The following is a 21437-nucleotide window of genomic DNA, read 5'->3' on the forward strand; positions in this document are numbered from 1 at the left end:
AGGTTACTTTACCCCGAATCGCTGAGTTTGCCAAGATTGAACCAAAAGTTTGCTAAAAGTTGATACTCAATTAACGTTTTGAACCATGAGCGTGGGCGATATTTCGCTCAAAAAAATGGGTAAAGGTGAGTATCAAGGTAAAAAGGGTCGGGAAAAAGCAGGTGTTTACTATATCATGCACACTGCCTTGCCAGTACCAGTGCTTACTGATTATAAGCTGGTCATGTCTGTCTAGCACTTCACCCATGCTGGCAGCAGCAATCACCGTAAATAAGGCGATAAGCCAACGATAGCGGTTATTTTTAAAAAGTAGACTTGTGATAAGAAATACCCCAATTCCAACGTAAATATGCAGGGCATCTCGCTCTAAGCCTGTGAAGCTAACGATATGGGTTTTGATGTCTTGAAATACAGAGTCGTACATAGGAAGATTAATTTTGATGAGAGGGTTGGCAGAGCATAGCGATTTTCTGCCAACGGTTAAATACGGTTTTTGTGTTGATTTATCACGGGATTATTATGAAATGAAAAATTAATCTAGCTGATAAATCTAAGAAGTTTATAGTTTTTGCTATTGATGGTTTAAATATATATCATCTTAATTTTTTAGAATATTGGCAATATATAGATCATCATCTATTTTTAATAGTGTTAATATCAAAATTCGTAGGAAAATAAAGTAATAATATTCATGCTCTTTATTATCACTTGGATTTCCCTGTGTACCATGAAGATATCTATTTCTAAGGTCTAATCCATTACTGAATTCACTTCTGTTCAGATAGTAATTTAGATATGATTGTTCCATCTTAGAAAACAGGGTGCTTTCGAAGTAAATAAGTCCTTCTTGTTCCATTTGAAGAGCTTCTCTTTTTAAAGCATCATCATAGTAATGAAATGAAGCAAATCCATTTTGATATAAATCTTGTAAGATAGATACTCTTTCAATATTGTTAATACAAACGATATCATTTTCATCAAGCTTAATTAAACCCATATCAATTAAATAATTGATATGCGGTTTTTGGTAATCATAGAAATCCTCAAATTTAACTTTTTCATTCACTATCAATTGCAGAAAATTAGAATATTTGTTTTTATTCGCATTCTCAACACTGGCAAGCCAAGATTGGTCTGAACAAATTAGACCTGAATAATGAATTGCATTTTGATTTAAAGTGTTCAAATATATATACTTTCTAGAATTTAGACTTGGAATATCTCTAATAGAAGTAGGCAAAGAACTAATTTGAATGAGCTCAAAGTCTATAGAACCATCCTCTACAAACAATTTGAATTGTTTTAAAATAGATTCAAACTCAGGAGCAAGTAACCTTATTTTTTCAAAATATGAATAAGTTGTAGAAATATTTAACAAACGAGCATTATTTGCAAAACCAAAATTCGAGTGAAAAAAATCAGTAAAAATATAATGTAAAATTTCTTCTATTGAAGTGTCTAATTTCCTTAAAATTCTCTCATAACCATTTATTTGGGCGATAGAAGCCATATCCTTAAGATTAAAACTTACATTATTTCTATAATCATGTTTAGAGTGAACACCTAATATTCTTTCGAAAACCCCCATATCTTTTTCTTGGCTAAGTAAAGTTATACGCCCCTGTTTATCTAAAAAATCAAAAAGATGAATAAAGTTTAAGAATAATAAGTATGGTTGTGAATTACTTTTAATGAATTCAAAATTATAGTAGAAATGTGCGATATGGTCATCATCAATGTATGCCTGCTTAATATCCTGCATTACTTCTTTAAAGGAAATTTCAACACCATAACGTAAACTAGAGTTTTCAGAAAAAATTTTCTTTGTGAATGTTTCGCATAATTTCTGAGCCTTTAATCGTGTTTTATCTGAAATTTTGAATTTATCCTTATTTTTTGCCCTTGCAATTAGTTGGACGAAATTAGGATGAGCATCATCAGCACTAAGGTAGTTTAAAACAGTTGATTCAATATCCTCAGAAGTTAAATTTTTTGGTAAATAACGCTGTGGCTGTGGAGTGTCATGTTTAACTTCATAAATAGCAAGAATATTTTCAGTAAGAATAACGGGATGATTTAACAGAAAATTCTTGATGTCAGACTCATAATGCTCAACTATACCTCGTTGAGTCAAAATATACTTAATGCAATAGGGTTCGGCTTGGAGTATTTGCGAAAGACCATCGAACCCTAAACGTTTAAAAGCGTTAAAATTATTTATTAACTCGAAAAAACTAGGTTTATATTGATACCAATCAATTTGGCTATAAATTGTATTTAAATTACTATCGTTGATATTAGCTATAAATTTAGGTATTTCTTTTTCGTAATCTTTTAAAGTTAAGGTAAATTCCTTAATGTCATTCGCAGACCAACTAGGATGATAGAATTGTTCATCAAAAAACTTTTTAATATGAAATATCTCCAAAATATCGTTGATATTAGAAGAATTTATTTGTTTTTGTTGTTTAAGAATTTTTTCTGCATTTAATAAATTATGACTACTGGATAAATCGTTTACAGAAAAAAAGGTCACTCTATCAATATACTCATTAGTCATGACTACTAACCTATAAATAAATTTAGGAAATTAAACTTTAACCACACCACTCACCTTTTGAAACCCTTTTGGCAGGAGTGCGCCGCGTCGACCGCGTGTACCCATAAAATTGGCAATATCCATCGGTTTGAGCGTCAACGTGCGTTTACCACTGTCCAATGACAAACTATCCCCTTCGCTAAAGGTGGTGATGGCGACCACGCTGTCACCGTCTTTTAAATCAATTAGCTTATTGCCTTTACCTTTTTTCATCATCGGTAACTCAGTCAATGGGTATACCAGCAAATGCCCTGCCGAGCTGACCACGCCAACTAGCGTATCTTGCTCACCAATTTGGTGAGTTAGTAAACTAAAGGTGTCATCAAAATTAATCACATTTTTGCCCGCTTTTTGGTTGGTATCAAGATCAGCAAAGGTATTGATAAAGCCATAGCCTTGTGAGCTTGCCATGATGAGCTTACTGTCATCTTGTCCCATCAGCACATTGACAAAACTTGCTCCGCCCGTGGGTTTTAGCAGGCTGGTGAGCGGCTCGCCTTGCCCCCGCGCAGAGGGTAAGGTATGGGCATCGAGACGATAGCTGCGACCGGTGTTATCCATGAGATAGACTTTTTCATTGGATCTGCCTTGCGCATGGGCAAGGTAGGCATCGCCCGAACGGTAATTCATATTGGCGGCATCGACATCGTGACCTTTGGCGGAGCGAATCCAGCCTGATTTTGACACGATGACCGTCACAGGCTCGCTTGGGGCTAGGTCGGTTTCTTTAAGCGCGGTGGCTTCCGTGCGTTCTACAATCGGCGATTGGCGTTTGTCGCCATGCTCTTTCATATCGGCAGTGAGCTCTTCAATCATTAAGCCAGTCAATTTGTCTGGGTTGTTCAAGTATGCTTCGATTTGGGCTTTTTCTGCTTCTAGGTCACTTTGTTCACGTTTGAGCTCAATTTCTTCAAGGCGTGCCAATTGACGCAGACGAATATCCAAAATCGCATTGGCTTGGATTTCAGTCAAATCATAGCGCGTCATCAATTCTGCTTTTGGGTCGTCTTCCTCACGGATAATACGGATGACCTCATCAATATGAAGATAGGCAATCAGCAAACCTGCCAAGATATGCAGGCGCTGCTCGATTTTATCCAAGCGGTATTGCAAACGGCGCGTGACGGTATCTCGGCGCACAGAGAGCCATTCAGTGAGAATGGTAAGGAGTGATTTGACTTGGGGTTTGCCATTGGTGCCAATCATGTTGAGATTAACGCGGTAATTACTCTCAAGGTCGGTACTGGCAAACAAATGGCTCATCATCGGCTCGATATCAACACGGTTGGAGCGCAGCTCTAGCACGATACGGCAAGCGTTTTGGTGGTCGGATTCGTCATGGATGTCGGTCACCCAAGGCAGTTTTTTGGCATTAATTAGATTGGCAATTTGCTCAATGATTTTATTGCCGGATATTTGATAGGGTAGCGCATCGATGATGACTAAGTTTTTTTCTTTGTCATCGACATGATAAGTAGCGCGCATTTTGTAGCTACCACGACCCGTTTTATAAAGCTGTAGCAAATCCTCAGGCGAGGTGATGACTTCTGCTTTGGTCGGCAAATCGGGTGCAGGGATGTACTTTGCTAGCTCTTTTTCCGTCATCGTGGGTTTTTTAAGCAGCGCGATGCAGCCTTTGACCACTTCAGACAAGTTATGTGGCGGAATATCGGTTGCCATACCGACCGCAATGCCCGTTGTGCCGTTGAGCAAGATGTTCGGTAGGCGGGCAGGTAAGGTGACGGGTTCTTGCAAGGTGCCGTCAAAATTGTCTTGCCAATCGACAGTGCCTTGACCAAGCTCGTTTAGCAAGGTGTTGGCATAAGCCGATAGCTTGGCTTCGGTATAGCGCATCGCAGCGAATGATTTTGGGTCATCGGGCGAGCCGAAATTGCCTTGACCGCTAATGAGTGGATAACGGTAGCTGAACGGTTGGCTCATCAACACCATGGCTTCATAACAGGCGGAGTCGCCATGCGGATGGTATTTACCAATGACGTCACCGATAGTGCGCGCTGATTTTTTGGGTTTGGCGGTATTTTTGAGCCCAAGCTCGCTCATCGCATACACGATACGGCGCTGCACAGGTTTTAACCCGTCGGCAACGTGTGGCAATGCCCGATCCATGATGACGTACATCGCATAGTTCAGATACGCGTTTTCGGTAAATTCCGCGACTGAGCGAGTGGGGTTGTTCAAATCGTTTGGTTTGGTAATTTTTGTTACAAGGGTATCGGACATAATGGTTACTTAATTAATGACAGAAAATAAAAGAATAAAAGAAAGTGCAAAAGATAGATAGGAAGTATGAGGAAATATCATAAAGCTTGAGAGTAGAAAAACAAGTATTAATCCATGACATGGCAAATTTGCCCAGTTTTACACGTCAAACTGTGTCGCAAAAACGCCTTTTAAAGATAATTGGACACTGTAGCCGCTTTAACGGTCAAATAACGGATAACTATTTCGACGCGAAATCATTTTTATCATCCCATAAGTACAGAGAATAGGCTTGAGAATTGAGTAAATATTTAGTATGTTAATAGTACATTTGGCCGCGATTTTTAATATAATTTTTAGTAGTGGGATGGACCTTTTTATAAAAATTCTTTTAATTATCAATATGCTATTCGCTGATAGACCGCATACCTAAGGAAAACATTTCTCATGAATGAATCAACCACCTCAGCTCAAACCCCTGACAACAATGCCCAATACAATGCGCCTATCGATACTCCCATCGATACTATGGAAGCGCAGCCACATGCGCCAAAGCTTACCGATCATCATGAGAAACCTTGGTTAAAGACTTACCAGCATTACGGCATGAACTATAACATGCAAATGCCCGGTGACGAAGTTAACCTAATGAACGTTTTTGAAAAGAATTTCGAACAATTCAATGGTAGTGATGCCTTTGTGTGCATGGGTAGTAGCATGACCTATCGTCAGCTAGACACTTATAGCCGCCAAATCGCAGCGTATTTGCAGGGTTTGGGTCTAAAAAAAGGCGATACCGTTGCAGTGATGATGCCAAATATCTTGCAATACCCAGTGTGTATGATTGGTATCATCCGCGCAGGTTTTATCTTGGTCAATGTCAATCCACTGTACACCGCTCATGAATTAGCGCATCAGTTAGAAGACTCGCAAGCCAAAGCGTTATTTATCGTTGAAAACTTTGCCAAAACCTATCAAGATATCGGCAAAAAAATGGTTGATCACGTTATTGTCTGTTCAATCGGTGATTTGATGGGTACGTTCAAAGGTATGCTAGTCAATACCGTGGTCAAGTATGTCAAAAAAGCCATTCCAGCTTGGCAAATTGACGGGCATGTGACCTTTAAGAGTGTTATTAAGCAAGCGTCTGCCAGTCGCTATCAGCGCCCAGAGGGTATCAAGGGCAGTGATATTGCGGTACTACAGTACACTGGCGGCACGACAGGGGTTGCCAAAGGTGCGATGCTTACCCACAACAACTTGGTATCCAATATGCTACAGTGCCAAGAGTTCGCCAGACAAGTGTTCCCCAATCAAATGGTGGGTGAGTACGTCGTCATTGCCTTACCGCTCTATCATATTTTCTCATTTACCGCCTGTGCGCTACTAGGTATGAACATGGGCTTTACGGGTGTATTGATTCCAAACCCCCGTGACATGGACAGTTTTGTTAAAGAATTAGCAAAATATAAGCCAGTCTTCTTCCCAGCGGTGAACACATTATTTAATGGCTTGGCGCACCACGCCGGTTTTCGCGCATTAGACCACAGCAAATTGCGTTTGTCGCTAGGCGGTGGTATGTCGGTATTACCTTCAACCGCTGAAGAGTGGAAACGTATTACAGGTACCAATATCCTAGAAGGCTACGGCTTGTCCGAAACCTCACCCGTTGCCACCCTAAACCCCTTGGCACAAGAACAATTTAGCGCCAAAATCGGTATCCCGATGCCCAACACCGACATCAAACTGCTCGATGACAACGGCAATGAAGTCGCAGCAGGTGAGCGTGGTGAGATTGCAGTTAAAGGTCCACAAGTGATGAAAGGCTACTGGCAGCGTCCTGAAGCCACTGCAGAAGTGATGACAGCAGACGGTTATTTCAAAACCGGTGACATCGCTGTCATTGATGAGCAAGGCTATTTCAAAATCGTTGACCGTAAAAAAGACATGATTTTGGTATCAGGATTTAACGTCTATCCAAACGAAGTTGAAGAAGTGCTAGCGGCGCATCCTAAAGTATTAGAAGTCGGTGTGATTGGGGTACCGAGCGAAAAAAGCGGTGAAGTACCAAAAGCGTTTGTGGTACGTAAAGACCCAAGTCTCACCGAGGAAGAGTTGTTGCAATATGCGCGAAGCGAGTTAACGGGTTATAAACGTCCGCGTAAAGTTGAGTTTGTGGATGAATTGCCAAAATCAAACGTTGGCAAAATTCTGCGTAAAGAACTGCGTAAACTTGAAGAAAAAAAGTAAGCTAACGCTTGTTGCCAAAACCCAGCTTTTCTATATCAGATTAGTTGGGTTTTTTATTGCATCGCGCCCAACTAACCTTATAAAATTGGGGATACCAATAGGCTGTTATGAGCAATACTGAGTTTATGGATGACGCTATTTCACCAATCAATGAGCGCCCGATGCATGAGATGTATGAATGGGAAGAAAATCAGCAACCGTGGCTGATTAGCTACGAGCGCTATAACATTCGTAGTACCATCGATATGCCAAATGACCAAACGTCGCTGATTAACATGTTAGAAGCGGGGTTTGCTAAACATGCGCGGCAAGTGGCGTATTATTGTGATGATCAGCAGATTACTTACGAGCAGCTAGATAAACTGAGTCTAAAAGTTGCCATTTATTTACAGCAGTTAGGGCTCAAGGTCGGTGATGCTATTGGCGTGATGTTGCCCAATATTTTGCAATATCCTGTGATTACCCTTGGCGTCATCCGTGCTGGCATGGTGCTAGTGAGTATGAACCCTTCCTACACCAGCCGCGAGCTTGAGCACCAAATGGATGATGCCGATATCAAGGCGTTGTTTATATTAGATAAATTTATTTATACCTACAAGGACATTGCCGATAACCTTAACCGCGATTTACATCATTTAATCATCTGTCGTTTGGGCGATTTAAAAGGTAAGCTCAAAGGCGCGTTAATCAATCTGGTCTCAGCGACCACCGATTTGCCGCCAAAAGGTAATTGGATTTATTTTAGTCAGTTATTAGCGGGCACTAGCAAGGCTTATCAACGCCCAAATCTGACGTTATCGAATATCGTATTAATTCAATATACCGGTGGTACCACAGGGACGGCAAAAGGCGCGATGCTCAGTCATGGCAATGTGATTGCCAATTTGCTGCAAATCGATGCATTGATTCGCAGCGCGTACGATGAAGAAGGGCAGGAAGATATTATTTTGGCATCGTTGCCACTGTATCATGTATTTTCATTCACCATTTGCTGTGTTTTTATTTTGTACCGTGGGTTTGCATCAAGGCTCGTGCCCAATCCACGTGATATCAATGAACTGGTCAATACGCTAAGGCGTACACCGCCGCATTTTATTTTGGGGGTTAATACGCTATTTAGCGCCTTGATACAGCATCCTGAATTTCGAAGGCTCGATTTTTCCCAACTCAAAGCCACCATTGGCGGCGGCATGGCAATCTTACCTAGCGTTGCCAAAAAATGGCATACCATCACAGGCTTACCGATTATTGAAGGATATGGGCTCTCAGAAACCGCGCCTGTGATTACCTTTAATCCATTAACTATCGCAGAATTTACCAATAAAGTCGGGCTACCAACCCCTGCCACTGACATCATCTTATTGGACAACAACGACCAACCTGTGCGCATTGGCGAACGCGGAGAAATCGCCGTCAAAGGCCCGCAAGTGATGGTGGGGTATCGCAATCTACCTGTCGAGACTGCTAATGCGTTTACCGCAACAGGCTATTTGCGCACAGGCGATATTGGCATCATTGATGAGCGCGGTTTTATCAAAATCGTTGACCGTAAAAAAGACATGATTGTGGTGTCAGGGTTTAATGTCTACCCAAATGAGATTGAGTCGGTGATGCTCGAGCATGCCGATGTGCTCGAGTGTGTGGCGATTGGGGTACCAAGCGCGACGCGCGGTGAAGAGCCCAAAATATTCGTGGTCAGAAAACACAACCGCGTCACCGCTGAGCAACTACTGGCGTTTGGTAAACAGCACTTAAGTGGCTATAAACGCCCACGCTATGTCGAGTTTGTCGATAGTCTGCCTAAGTCCAATGTTGGTAAGATTTTACGTAAAGAGCTGCGTAAGCGTGAAGGGCTTGAATAGCAACCTGCCATGTTGTCGACGGAATTGTCTTGCTAAAACTGGGTTGGCAAGGTAGCATAAAACCACTGTAATTTTTGCCCATTGCTTAAAAACTATCTACCAAACCGTCAAGGCGGTCTTTTAGGGAATCTTATGCGTATCGATAATCGTGAAAACAACCAACTTCGCCCAATTAGTTTTGTGCGTAACTTTACCAAACATGCTGAAGGCGCTGTGCTGGTCAGCTATGGTGATACCAAAGTGCTATGTACGGCCAGTATCGAAACCCAAGTACCGCGCTGGCTCAAAGGCACAGGTAAGGGCTGGATTACCGCTGAATACGGTATGTTGCCACGTGCGACCCACGAGCGTACCCAACGCGAAGCCGCCAAAGGTAAACAATCAGGGCGTACCCAAGAGATTCAGCGGTTGATTGGCCGTAGCTTACGGGCGATGGTAGATCTTGAAAAGCTTGGGGAAAATACCATTCATATCGACTGTGACGTGCTGCAAGCCGATGGCGGTACCCGTACTGCCAGTATCACCGGTGCGGCTGTGGCACTGGTCGATGCGTTAGAAAAATTGCAAGCCGCCAAAAAACTCAAAGCCGATCCTTTGGTTGGCTTGGTGGCCGCCGTCTCTGTAGGTATCAAAAATGGTGAAGTGCTCTTAGATTTGAACTATAGCGAAGACTCAAGCTGTGACACAGATCTTAACGTCGTGATGACGCAAAAAGGCGAGTTTATCGAGATTCAAGGCACTGCCGAAGAAAAACCGTTTACCCGGGCGCAAGTGGATGAAATGCTAGCGATTGCCGAAGAAGGTATTAAACAGCTGATTGCTGAACAACAAGCGGTGCTAGGTTGGTAAAATAGCCTAACAAAACAGACTAGGCTAGTAAGGGCGTAGCGCATACGCCCTTGAAATCGTTATAGAGATGATTATGTTAAAAGTCACCGAGACAGGCGTTACCATTGGTTTGCAAAGTCAAGCGGTGACACCAAACAAGCTGACCCAAATACTGTGGGTGGGTACCGCCATTGCCGGGGTAGGGCTATTGATGGCAATTAAAATGCTCTCAGTTGCCATCGGCTCGCTGATGATTTTACTAGCCATCATCGCAAGTGTTGCGTGGCAATCATTCAACCGAAAAAAAGAGGTGCCTACTTTAACAGGGGGTGAGCTGCGACTGACCCAACAAGGTTTTAGCCATCACCAAGGTGCTAAAGTCACAAGCTATCAGTTATTGCCCAGCGATAGCATTGAGCCGACCACCGATGGCATGACCATCTACAATGCTGACGGTCTAACCTTGTATCACATCACAGGTTTTCATGACCCTAAACATATCAAAATCGCCCAAGCCGTCCTACAAGGCAAGCCAATCAAAACCCAAGGCAAAGCAATCAAATTACAAAGCACTTAATCAAAAAACCACACCCTATCTCAAACAGTGGTTAGGCTTAGTTACCAAATCATAATAATTTTTTTGCCAATACTTGTTAAAATCCTTAGAGATGATTAATCCACACTCTGATAATAACATTAATTATTTAATTGATATAAACCAAAAACACGGAAGGAAAGGACGATGTCGACTGCATTAAAATTTGCCACCCCATTAATCGTTGCGATGGCGCTGGTAGGCTGTAATAAAAAAACAGAAACCACAACCACAACCACAACTACTGCTTCAGCGCCTGCTACCACAGTTACCGCTAGCGCCAATGGTGCAACTGCAACCGCTACGGTAAGTACCACGACAACCTCGACCACGGCAGTTGACCCTAACATGACGCCAGAAGACCACAAAAAAGCGCGTGAAAGAATCATGAAAGATTGGAAAAAAACCAACCAAACCATTGGTGCGATGGTTAAAGATCCAAGCAAATTTGATGCCGCGCAAGTCAAAGCCGCCGCCGAGAAACTTAACCAAAATCCTTGGGTGCATTATCCAGAGACAGCCAAAGGCGGTGAAGCAAAAGATGAAATTTGGCGCGATGCTGCAGGGTTCCAACAACAAATTGATAAATTTAAAACCGCTGCCAGTGCCCTTAATGCCGCCGCTGCGACTGCAACCAGTGTTGATGGCATCAAAACCCAATTTGGCGATTTGGGCGCCAGCTGCAAATCCTGTCATGAAAAATATAAAGAAGATTAATTTTTTATCCCCATAAAAAAAGGCAGTGTTCAATGACTGCCTTTTTTATTGGTTTAATTCACTTTGATAAAATTGTGATAGATATCAAACGAGGTCAATGGTAGCGGGCGCAGTTTGATTAACTGGCTTAGCAACACTTTGGCATCGGTTGACAGTTTTTGCCCCGTTTGCCAGAACCTCACCGCTTGGGCTTGTACATCGGCTTCAAAAGTGCTCTGACTGGTATCAAAATCGGCAAACAAATTATCTTTAGACACGCTAAAGGGTTTGTTGCAAGCCAGCGTCAATAAACATTCAATCGCTTGCGGCAGGATTTCTACTTGTTCAAACTGTTGCTGCTGCTGCTGATTACGTCCGTCGGGCGCATACCAGTAGCCAAAGTCATTGAGCAATCGGCGTTTTTGACCTGCCATACACCAATGGCTAATTTCATGCAAGGCACTGGCAAAAAATCCATGCGCGAACACAATTTTGGCAGGCTCGGTATCGGTCGCGGCAAAATATTCAGGCTCATGCCCGCCTTTGACCAAAATCGTATCACGATGGCAAAACCACCGTTTGAACCAACCTATCAGCCATTGCACTTGTAATGCTTCCACCGATACCCATTGATAGTCAATCAAAGGGCGATTTTTTGTCTTTGATATACTGGCGAGTACGGGCAAAAAATTAACCCTTAATGCTAACTGCGCACTTTGTTGGTCAATCATAGCTGTGTCAATATCATTGGCTAACACAGGCACCACCGCGAATTGGCTAACAAAAGGCAGCGTCATAAAGGGAAAAATAGCAAGGGTTCGTGGTGATATTTGTGCAGATAGTGGCGATAGGTGTGTGGACATAGCAAAATTAGGGTTGATAAAAATTGCTATTATACAATTTAACAGCCCGCATCGACTAGGAAATCACGCCAACAACATGCTACCATGCAATGGACGTCAGTATGCTTTATACTGTAACGCAACATAAATAACAGGAGCGGTGAAATGACGCTACATTCTTCATCAAACGTGCCATCACAATCATCGCAAGATGTACCAACAACTGCCCCATCCAAAACCGCCAATAACACCACCAGTGAGATTGGTTCTAGTGCCAGCTTGGTCAAGTTTATTGATTTGGCACGTTGGGAGCATAACAACGATAACCATTATCACTGGGAAGGTAAGGTGAGTCTCAAGGATTTACCACGTATCTATGCCTTGGGTGATGAACATCATGACAACCATCAGCCACTGGATGTGATGTTAGACATTCAGAAAAAAGGGGACGTGGTATTTTGGCAACTACACACCACGGGCGTACTTTGGCAAACCTGCCAGCGCTGCCTAGATCCGGTCGCAGTGAGTCTGGATGTCGATAGTGAGCTTGCACTGCTTGAAGATGAAAATCACGTCGCATTGCTTGATGAAGGCACAGAAATCATCCTGATTGATGAGCTAACGGATGACAATAAACTGTGGCTATTACCAATGATTGAAGATGAGTTATTGGTGGATTTGCCATTAGCGCCCAAGCATGATGACTGCGAAATGGCAGTCACTGAGGTGGGCGAGTTGCCAGAGGCAGTGGCAGAAAAAGAAAATCCGTTTGCGGTACTGGCAAGTCTAAAAAGTTAATAACAACCACACCATTATATATGCCGTCATACAGGTATTAACAAAAACTTGTCACTAAATGTCGGTTAAGGCTTTGCTAAATGGGTTTTTTTACGTATAATATGGCGTTTATAAATTTATCTGATTGTCTGTTCCAATAGTTTGCCTTATATCCATGCCAAATATCGATACCAAGTTGTTTGCATGATGATGTAATGAGGTTAAGGGAACGATGTTTTAATAGCGAGAAGCACAGGAGCTAACCTCATGGCTGTTCAACAAAACCGTAAAAGCCGTTCACGCCGTGATATGCGTCGTTCACACGACCGCATCACAATCAATGCTGTTGCTGTAGATGCAACCACTGGTGAAAAACACATCCGTCACCATGCGACCAAAGACGGTTTTTACCGTGGTCGTCAATTATTCAAAGTAGCAGCCGTTGCTGAATAATTAGCGCAAAATGTAGGGCTTTGACATAGCTTAGTATGCATTGGCTAAGCACCAAAAAGGCTGATGATAATTCATCAGCCTTTTTTTATTTGTTTTTTATGTGAAAATACCCGAAAGAAAAAGCTAGAATTTTTTTTTCAATATGCCATAATAATCAGAGTACAATTGTACACATAAATTTACTGGCTTACTTTTGTCTTCTTAATAGTAAGTTATATTATTGCCAGCCAAGTTTGATAAGCTTATAACATCAATCCAAGCTGCTGACGCCATTTTGATTTTGCTGATAACTTTTGGTAAAGTAATTGACCAAAAAATCGCCTAAGCAAATTTTTTTAACCGTATTTTTTAGCGGTCTAGTAGACGCAATACAACATAAGCAGTACAAATAAAGCAGTACAATATAATAAGTTAGGACATTATGGACAACCCAATGCAAAGCCAAACCAGCGCAAATCAACCAGCCACTTCATCCCAACACAATGCTGCATCTATGAAATATGCTGTGATTTTTCCAGGACAAGGCTCGCAGAGTGTGGGTATGCTACAAGATTGGGCAGCCCAGTATCCTATCGTCAAAGCAACGTTTGATGAAGCCTCAAAGGCGCTTGGGTTTGACTTGTGGGCGATATGCCAAGGGGCGTCAGGTGCCGCGTCTTTAGATGATACTGCGTATACCCAACCTGCACTATTGACCGCTAGTATGGCGATTTGGCGGGTGCTGCGCGATGAGCTTGATTTAAAGCCGGCATATGTTGCAGGGCATTCACTGGGTGAATACAGTGCGCTGTGTGCCGCTGGGATATTGAGTTTGGCAGATGCTGTAAAGCTGGTGCATCAACGCGGTCAGTATATGAGCGCCGCCATGCAATCACAAACAGGCAAAATGGCGGCGATTTTAGGTCTGCCTGATGAAGATGTACAACAAATATGTGATGCTGTGGTAGCGGCGCATGCGCAGGCAGTGGTCAGCCCAGCCAATTTTAACGCGCCAGGGCAAGTGGTGATTGCAGGCAATGTGGCAGGCGTGAATTTAGCGTCAGAGAAAATTGCTTCACTCGGTAAAAAAAGCATGCCGCTAAAAGTCAGTGTACCCTCACATTGTCAGCTGATGACGCCTGCCACCGATAAGCTTGCCGCAGAATTAGAAACCGTGACATTTAACCCGCCCAGTATTCCCGTGATACAAAATCGCCATGCGCGGGTAGAAACCGATGTGACCGCAATCAAACAAGCGTTGATTGAGCAGCTCAATATGCCCGTGTTATGGTCGACTATTGAGAATAATTTAGCAGACGCGCAAATCACCTTACAAATCGAATGTGGCAGCGGTAGTGTGCTGACAGGACTAGCCAAACGTCAAGCGCAGAAAATTAACACACTAGCGACCGATACAGTGGCCAAACTAGACAATATAAAACAACAATTATCAGCCCAATAAAAAAACCAAGGAAGTATATGACTCAACGTATTGCATTAGTGACAGGCGCTAGCCGTGGGATTGGTCAAGCAATTGCCAAACGTCTGGCAAATGAAGGCTATCTTGTCATCGGCACTGCTACCAGTGAAAAAGGCGCAGCGGCAGTCAATGATTACCTACAAGAATTGGGTGGTGCAGGTCGTGTGCTTAATGTGCAAGATACCGAGCAAATCAACCAGTTATTTGATAGCATTGAAAAAGAATTTGGCAATGTACAGGTACTAGTCAACAATGCCGGTATTACCGAAGATGGTCTGCTTATGCGGATGGACGACAATGCCTGGGAGCGCGTGCTCGACGTGAATTTGACCTCGGTATTTCGCACCAGTAAACGCGCCATAAAAGGCATGATGAAAGCGCGGCAAGGTCGCATCATTAATATCACCTCCGTAGTCGCAGCGATGGGCAATGCCGGACAAACCAACTATACGGCAAGCAAAGCAGGCATTGAAGGGTTTACTCGCTCACTGGCTCGGGAGATTGGGTCACGCCAAATCACCGTCAACTGCGTGGCACCGGGCTTTATAGACACTGACATGACCAGCGAGCTTAATGAAGCATTGATTCAATCCATGCTTAATGCCGTTCCGCTAGCCAGACTGGGCAAACCTGAAGACATCGCCGCTGCGGTAAATTTCTTGGCAAGTGAAGAAGCAGGTTATATTACCGGCACCGTGCTTGACGTCAATGGTGGCATGTACATGTAAATGGTTTAGCCTGCCAAACACCAACCTAATGAGCCTTAAAATGCAGTTTTTGAACTTAAGATACAGTTTTTGAAATAGTAACAGGTTGCATTATTTTATTTTGAAATAGGCAATGAGCATGATAATATGCTCTAATATGTAGTTTACTCGATATATCATATACCCCAATGCAAGGAGAGAAGCATGAGTAACGAAATCGAACAAAAAGTAAAAGCCGCAGTAGCTGAGCAATTAGGCGTGAATGCAGAAGACATCAAAAATGAATCTTCATTCATGGATGACCTCGGCGCAGATTCACTTGACCTTGTTGAATTGGTGATGTCTTTTGAAAACGAATTTGGTATTACCATTCCTGATGAAGACAGCGCACAATTAACCACGGTGCAAAGTGCTATCAGCTACGTACAATCAAAATTGGCTAACTAGTTACTAGTTAGTTTAGCAGCTTACTTATTACTTGGTTTAGCGGCTACTTAGTTTAGCAGCAGTTTACCCCAGTTTTAGCGATAAAATTGGGGTTTTTATTTATTTAAAATCAGCTCCAACACAAACTTTGTGCCGATAAACGCCAAGCCAAGCAAAATCACACCATATAGCGTCATATTGGCCGCGCGTTGACCTCGCCAGCCAAAGCGCCAATGTCCCACCAATAACGCCCCAAATACCAACCAAGACAACAGACTAAACACAGTCTTGTGTACCAAATGCTGCGCCAATAAATTGGTCGTATCGATAAAGCCCAGCAACAGCGAAATCGACAATAGCATGAAACCCACAGTAATCATATCAAACAGCAACGCTTCCATGCTTTGGAGTGAAGGTAGTTTATCGACCCAGACACGGTGAAAGGTTTGACGTTTGAGTTCGCTGATTTGTAGCCGCAGCATAATCGCGGCAATCGCTGCCATAAATAGTACCGAATAAGCAGCCAAAGACATGATGATATGGGCTTGTAAGATAGGACTGATGGTTGATAGCGGGTGATAGGGTGCATCGCCAAAAAAACCAATCATCATGCCCAAAAATGCCAACGGCGTTGCCAAAATCCCAAGCGGCAAAATTTGGCGATAAAGACAAAATCCCCAATAAAATAACAGCATAAACAATGTCGTCAACGACACGACATTAAAAATATTAAAGTTTAGCCCCCCTTGGGTAATGATATCAGGATATAACACCACCGCATGACCCAATAACCCAAGCAGCAATTGCCCAAGCACCATGCCTTTATGGATGGGCTTTTGTTGTGTAACTGCCCACATCAAATAGACGGTAGTTAAGCCATAACAGACTAACGCAAGTACAAAGATTACAAACACCCTAGCCTCATTAAAAATCATCAAATACGTGCAAAATGCGATGGTTATACTAGCATGACCCATGCAACAAATCGCGATTTTATCGGTATTATATTAGCAGTTTTAGCTAATTTAGCATAAAATAGTAAGATTATAAAATTGATAGCAATAGATTAGAGAAATTATATGTTTGAAACCTTAACCGAACGCCTGTCGACGAGTTTACGTAGTATCTCTGGTACAGGGCAGCTAACTGAAGACAACATCAAAGACACCTTGCGTGAAGTGCGTATGGCACTATTAGAAGCTGATGTCGCCTTGCCAGTGACGCGCGATTTTGTGTCACGGGTAAAAGACAAAGCCCTAGGTCAAGAAGTCCTTAAAGAACTCGCCCCAGGTCAAGCCTTTGTCAAAATCGTCTATGACGAACTGACCGAGATGATGGGCAGTGCTAACCAATCACTGGAAATGACAGGCAAACCACCGGTTGTCTATCTACTAGCGGGTTTGCAAGGGGCGGGCAAAACCACCACAGCCGGTAAACTTGCCAAATATCTGCAAGAGCGCCATAAGAAAAAGGTCATGCTAGTCTCTGCCGATGTCTATCGCCCCGCGGCAATCAAGCAGCTTGAGCAAGTCGCTGAGCAAGTCAAAGCCAATTTTGTGCCATCAAGTGCTGACCAAAACCCGATTGATATCGCCAAACGTGCCATCGAGCAAGCCAAAGTACAGTTTCAAGATATTTTGATTATCGATACCGCAGGTCGTCTGCACATCGATGAAGCGATGATGGACGAGATCAAAGCCTTAACCGCAGCGGTCACTCCGTCAGAAACCTTGTTTGTCGTTGACTCAATGACCGGTCAAGATGCGGCAAATACGGCAAAAGCCTTTAATGATGCGCTACCTTTGACTGGCGTGATTTTGACCAAGACTGACGGCGATGCGCGCGGTGGTGCGGCGTTGTCGGTACGTGCCATCACTGGCAAACCGATCAAATTCTTGGGTCGTGGTGAAAAACTTGACGCGCTTGAGCCCTTCCACCCTGAGCGTGTGGCACAGCGTATCTTGGGTATGGGTGACGTGTTGTCACTGGTCGAAGAAATCGAGCAAAAAATTGACCGCGAAAAAGCCGAAAAAATGGCGAAAAAAATCCAAAAAGGCGGCGAGTTTGACCTTGAGGATTTGCTAACCCAATTCCAACAAATGAAGAATTTGGGCGGCATGGCGGGCTTCTTGGATAAAATGCCAGGCATGAGCGGTGCAGATGTGCAAAAAGCGGTATCAGATGCCAAACCCGAAGAAAAGGTCAAAGAAATGGAAGCACTCATTCATTCCATGACCCCATTTGAACGTAAGAACCCCGATAAAATCAACCCAAGCCGTAAACGCCGTATTGCGGCAGGCGCGGGTAAAGACGTGCAGCACGTCAATCAGCTGTTAAAGCAGCACAAGCAAATGGCAAAAATGATGAAAATGCTATCCGACCCATCGGGCATCAGCAAAATGATGAAAGCGGTACAAGGGTTGACCAAAGGCATGGGCGGTGGCGGTGGTCCATTATTCGGACAAAACAACCAAGCAGGCGCAAATACCACGACAGTTAACGGTCAGGCCAATCCAGTTACGCCAAAATTCAAAACCCGTTTTTAAAATTTTAATCGCAGAATTGTACTTTCAAAGCCCGTATGCATTACGGGCTTTTTATTCATCTAAGGAATAATGAAAGTATTAAATATTCCAAGACAGTATAAATAAAAATCCTTACTATATTTTCAATCATTAAGCCATTGGATGTTTAGCGTGGTACTTTGAAAACTTATGAGGAAAACATGACAAACGCGACCCAAAATCACCCATTCACCACCCGTACGCAATTTAAAGGCAAAGTCTTGGCATTAGCCGGTATTTCAGTGATGGCAGTGGCAAGCTTAACTGCCTGCCAAAAAGCTCCGCCCAAAAACGATAGTGCAGCCAGTGCGTCAGCCGCTAACAGCACGGGCGTATCTTTGCTAAACGTATCTTACGACATATCCCGCGAGTTGTATAAAGAATACAACCCGATTTTTACGGGGCAGCAAAAACAAGCCGTCACTATCCAGCAATCGCATGGCGGCTCAAGTAAACAAGCCTTAAGCGTGGCCAATGGGCTTAAAGCGGATGTGGTGACCATGAACCAAACCTCAGATGTTGACTTGCTGGTGAAAAAAGGCTTGGTGGATAAAAACTGGCAACAAGCGTTTCCCAATAACGCGGTACCTTATACCAGCACCATGGTACTATTAGTTCGCAACAATAACCCCAAGCAAATCAAAGACTGGGATGACTTGGCAAAACCCGGTGTCAGTGTCGTGATTGCCAATCCAAAAACCAGTGGTACAGCGCGATATGGTTTCTTGGGTGCATATGGATATGGCTTGCACCACTTCAATAATGACGAAGCCAAAACCAAAACCCTGGTGAAGCAAATTTTGAGCAATGTGGCAGTGTATGACAGTGGCGCAAGGGCAGCGACAACAAGCTTTTTACAACGAGAAATCGGCGATGTGCTGATTACCACAGAGAATGAAGCACAAATCACCAAAAAAGAATTTGCCGATAAAAACTTACAGATTGTTTATCCCAGTTATTCGGTCAAGATTAATAACCCTGTTGCTGTGGTGAATGCCGTTACCGAGCAAAAAGGTACCACTGAATTGGCAAAAGCCTATTTAAAAGGTTTGTGGGATACACCTGCCCAAGAGATTATGGCCAAGAATTATTTGCGTCCTGTGGATGCGGCGATTTTGGCAAAATACCAAAGCCAATTTCCTGCAATTGCCACGTTTGAGCCAAATCAAGTTTTTGGTAGTTGGGATGAGATCATGAGCAAGTTTTTTAAAGATGGCGCAATTTTTGACCAATTGGCGGTAAAAAAATAGCCATGGCTCTAGCGATTGGCTAGGGTAGTTAGGTCATACTTTAACGCATCAAAACACACATCGGCAGCAAAGCCCCGATATTGCAAAAATCGCAGTTGACGGGCTTTTTCTTTAGGCTCCGTCGGGATGGCATCACCGTATTTTCGTACCCGTGCTGCCACTGCTTGGGCAAGCCAATCCACTTCATAGGCCTCATCTAGCTGCTCATTTGGCTTGTCTGATTCGATATCATTGAGTAATAAATCCTCAAAAAAATCATTGTGCGTCTCAATCCATGCATTAATCGCACTGACCGAACGGACGGTGGTTAACCCATGTTTTTTTAACGTTTGAAAAATTCGCTGGGTACCATGCTGCTTGCCGATACCTTCTTTGATTAATGCAGATGTCATACGCTCATCGCTTTGATAGCCTTCTGCTTCAAATTCGCTCAAAAGCGCTTCGATAGCCGCCGCATCACATCCTTTTGCCAGTAGTTTATCCCGCAGCTCTTTTTTAGATTGCTCACGCCGCCCAAGATAATAAAACGCCAGCCAACGCATGTAGCTCTCAGCTTTAAGCTTGTCATGGTAAGCTTGGCGTTGTTCATCAGTCATTAACTGATTTTCGATAGTTTCTAACAAGGATTTAGGATCTGGCATAGCGGTTTTAACCGTGACTAAAAAAAGCTAACAGGCTGGCGAACAAGTTGAATAGTATAAAAACAAAAACCCCAGTAAAAACTAGGGTTTTGGTTAGCTAGGTAGTTATTGCATACCTTCGACAAACTCAGGGGGTTCAACCTCATGCGCTTCTTCTGGCACAGGTTCGACATTACCAAGCTTAGCAGCGCGCACTTTGGCTTCAATCTCTTGGGCGATTTGTGGATTTTCTTCCAAGAATCTAATGGCGTTGGCTTTACCTTGACCAATTTTACTGTCATTGTAGCTGTACCAAGCGCCCGATTTTTTGACCGCATCAATATCGACACCCAAGTCAACCACTTCACCTAGGTGATTGGTACCTGTCCCATACATGATGTCAAATTCTGCTTGGCGGAACGGCGGCGCCAGTTTATTTTTGATGACTTTAACGCGGGTCTCAGAACCGACGATGTTTTCACCGTCTTTGACCGCACCAATACGACGAATATCCAAACGCACCGACGCATAGAATTTAAGGGCGTTACCACCGGTTGTGGTTTCTGGCGAGCCAAACATGACACCGATTTTCATACGAATTTGGTTAATGAATACCACCATACAGTTAGAGCGTTTGGCGTTACCGGTGATTTTACGTAGCGCTTGGCTCATCAAGCGCGCTTGCAGACCCATGTGGCTATCGCCCATTTCGCCTTCAATCTCTGCGCGTGGGGTAAGCGCGGCGACCGAGTCAACAACAATCATATCCACCGCACCTGAGCGCACTAGCATATCAGTGATTTCAAGCGCTTGTTCACCGTTGTCAGGCTGCGTGACAAGTAAAGCGTCGACATCAACGCCCAATTTTTTGGCATAAATAGGGTCTAGCGCATGTTCAGCATCGATAAAAGCACAGGTACCGCCTTGCTTTTGACATTGGGCGATTGCTTGCAAGGTTAAAGTGGTTTTACCCGAACTTTCAGGACCATAAATTTCGACGATACGACCCTTTGGCAAACCGCCAATGCCCAGTGCAATATCCAAACCCAATGAGCCTGTGGAGACTACATCCACGTTGATTTTTGCTGACTCATCACCCAGACGCATGATGGTATTTTTACCGAATTGTTTTTCAATTTGTGATAAAGCGGCAGTTAAAGCTTTGGCTTTATTGTCGTCCATAAGGACTCCTTGTCATAAAAAAGGTTAATAAAAACGGGAATAATTTAAAAGTAGGGATAAGTTAAAAAAGAAGTGAATTGATAAGGCTATAATAACAAAATATATGA

19 protein-coding genes are annotated in these 21437 nt (G+C 43.3%); 12 read left to right on the top strand and 7 right to left on the bottom strand.

From position 1 onward, the window contains the following. Nucleotides 1–70: 70 nt before the first annotated feature. From RT143_RS05685 to parC, 3 genes are all read right to left on the bottom strand, one after another. Nucleotides 71–424, bottom strand: coding sequence for a hypothetical protein (locus tag RT143_RS05685; RefSeq protein WP_313091759.1), 354 nt, complete (start codon nt 422–424; stop codon nt 71–73). Nucleotides 425–598: 174 nt separating this feature from the next. Further along, nucleotides 599–2560 (bottom strand): hypothetical protein, encoded by a 1962-nt coding sequence (locus RT143_RS05690; protein ID WP_313091761.1) that lies wholly within the window; start codon nt 2558–2560, stop codon nt 599–601. 30 nt (nt 2561–2590) lie between these two features. Beyond that, complete coding sequence (gene parC, locus RT143_RS05695) at nt 2591–4840, bottom strand: DNA topoisomerase IV subunit A (RefSeq protein ID WP_313091763.1); 2250 nt, start codon at nt 4838–4840, stop codon at nt 2591–2593. Between the two features lie 507 nt (nt 4841–5347). Between parC and RT143_RS05700 the strand changes: the two genes are divergently transcribed. The 5 genes from RT143_RS05700 to RT143_RS05720 all read left to right on the top strand — a co-directional run bounded on the left by RT143_RS05700 (nt 5348) and on the right by RT143_RS05720 (nt 11071). Beyond that, nucleotides 5348–7069, top strand: coding sequence for an AMP-binding protein (locus RT143_RS05700; RefSeq protein WP_313091807.1), 1722 nt, complete (start codon nt 5348–5350; stop codon nt 7067–7069). A gap of 107 nt (nt 7070–7176) precedes the next feature. Beyond that, a complete protein-coding gene (locus tag RT143_RS05705) occupies nt 7177–8931 on the top strand; it encodes an AMP-binding protein (RefSeq protein ID WP_313091765.1) in 1755 nt (584 codons plus the stop codon). Between the two features lie 132 nt (nt 8932–9063). Continuing rightward, nucleotides 9064–9780, top strand: a complete 717-nt coding sequence (gene rph, locus RT143_RS05710; protein ID WP_060994509.1) for a ribonuclease PH — start codon at nt 9064–9066, stop codon at nt 9778–9780. Between the two features lie 73 nt (nt 9781–9853). Further along, entirely contained in the window at nt 9854–10336 is a 483-nt protein-coding gene (locus RT143_RS05715) for a hypothetical protein (protein WP_313091767.1), read from the top strand. 165 nt (nt 10337–10501) lie between these two features. Beyond that, nucleotides 10502–11071: a c-type cytochrome gene (locus tag RT143_RS05720; protein ID WP_313091768.1), complete on the top strand. Its 570-nt coding sequence runs from the start codon at nt 10502–10504 to the stop codon at nt 11069–11071. 53 nt (nt 11072–11124) lie between these two features. Here the strand turns inward: RT143_RS05720 and RT143_RS05725 are convergent, their stop codons facing one another. Further along, nucleotides 11125–11913 (bottom strand): elongation factor P hydroxylase, encoded by a 789-nt coding sequence (locus RT143_RS05725; RefSeq protein WP_313091769.1) that lies wholly within the window; start codon nt 11911–11913, stop codon nt 11125–11127. 144 nt (nt 11914–12057) lie between these two features. Here RT143_RS05725 and RT143_RS05730 point away from each other — a divergent pair, with 144 nt between their 5' ends. The 5 genes from RT143_RS05730 (at nt 12058) to acpP (ending at nt 15735) form a co-directional block, all read left to right on the top strand. Further along, the gene (locus RT143_RS05730) at nt 12058–12690 is read left to right on the top strand and encodes a YceD family protein (RefSeq protein ID WP_050324562.1); all 633 of its coding nucleotides are present in this window, start codon (nt 12058–12060) and stop codon (nt 12688–12690) included. A gap of 246 nt (nt 12691–12936) precedes the next feature. Further along, a complete protein-coding gene (gene rpmF, locus RT143_RS05735) occupies nt 12937–13122 on the top strand; it encodes a 50S ribosomal protein L32 (protein ID WP_007115626.1) in 186 nt (61 codons plus the stop codon). A gap of 433 nt (nt 13123–13555) precedes the next feature. After that, nucleotides 13556–14563: an ACP S-malonyltransferase gene (gene fabD / locus RT143_RS05740; RefSeq protein WP_313091770.1), complete on the top strand. Its 1008-nt coding sequence runs from the start codon at nt 13556–13558 to the stop codon at nt 14561–14563. A gap of 17 nt (nt 14564–14580) precedes the next feature. After that, nucleotides 14581–15309, top strand: coding sequence for a 3-oxoacyl-ACP reductase FabG (fabG, locus tag RT143_RS05745; protein WP_313091771.1), 729 nt, complete (start codon nt 14581–14583; stop codon nt 15307–15309). Between the two features lie 183 nt (nt 15310–15492). Beyond that, the gene (gene acpP, locus RT143_RS05750) at nt 15493–15735 is read left to right on the top strand and encodes an acyl carrier protein (RefSeq protein WP_007115622.1); all 243 of its coding nucleotides are present in this window, start codon (nt 15493–15495) and stop codon (nt 15733–15735) included. A 95-nt stretch (nt 15736–15830) separates the two neighbouring features. On the opposite strand, the gene RT143_RS05755 is transcribed toward acpP, so the two are convergent. Further along, the gene (locus RT143_RS05755; protein ID WP_313091772.1) at nt 15831–16628 is read right to left on the bottom strand and encodes a cytochrome C assembly family protein; all 798 of its coding nucleotides are present in this window, start codon (nt 16626–16628) and stop codon (nt 15831–15833) included. A gap of 165 nt (nt 16629–16793) precedes the next feature. On the opposite strand from RT143_RS05755, the gene ffh reads away from it, so the two are divergent. Both ffh and RT143_RS05765 read left to right on the top strand, forming a co-directional pair. Beyond that, nucleotides 16794–18260: a signal recognition particle protein gene (ffh, locus tag RT143_RS05760; RefSeq protein ID WP_313091773.1), complete on the top strand. Its 1467-nt coding sequence runs from the start codon at nt 16794–16796 to the stop codon at nt 18258–18260. A 179-nt stretch (nt 18261–18439) separates the two neighbouring features. After that, nucleotides 18440–19528, top strand: a complete 1089-nt coding sequence (locus tag RT143_RS05765; protein WP_313091774.1) for a sulfate ABC transporter substrate-binding protein — start codon at nt 18440–18442, stop codon at nt 19526–19528. Between the two features lie 8 nt (nt 19529–19536). Here the strand turns inward: RT143_RS05765 and RT143_RS05770 are convergent, their stop codons facing one another. Next, entirely contained in the window at nt 19537–20169 is a 633-nt protein-coding gene (locus tag RT143_RS05770) for a regulatory protein RecX (protein ID WP_313091775.1), read from the bottom strand. 105 nt (nt 20170–20274) lie between these two features. After that, entirely contained in the window at nt 20275–21330 is a 1056-nt protein-coding gene (gene recA / locus RT143_RS05775; RefSeq protein WP_313091777.1) for a recombinase RecA, read from the bottom strand. Nucleotides 21331–21437: the final 107 nt, after the last annotated feature.

The sequence above is a fragment of the Moraxella sp. CTOTU48268 genome, assembly GCF_032069585.1.
In the GTDB taxonomy this organism is placed as follows: domain Bacteria; phylum Pseudomonadota; class Gammaproteobacteria; order Pseudomonadales; family Moraxellaceae; genus Faucicola; species Faucicola cinerea.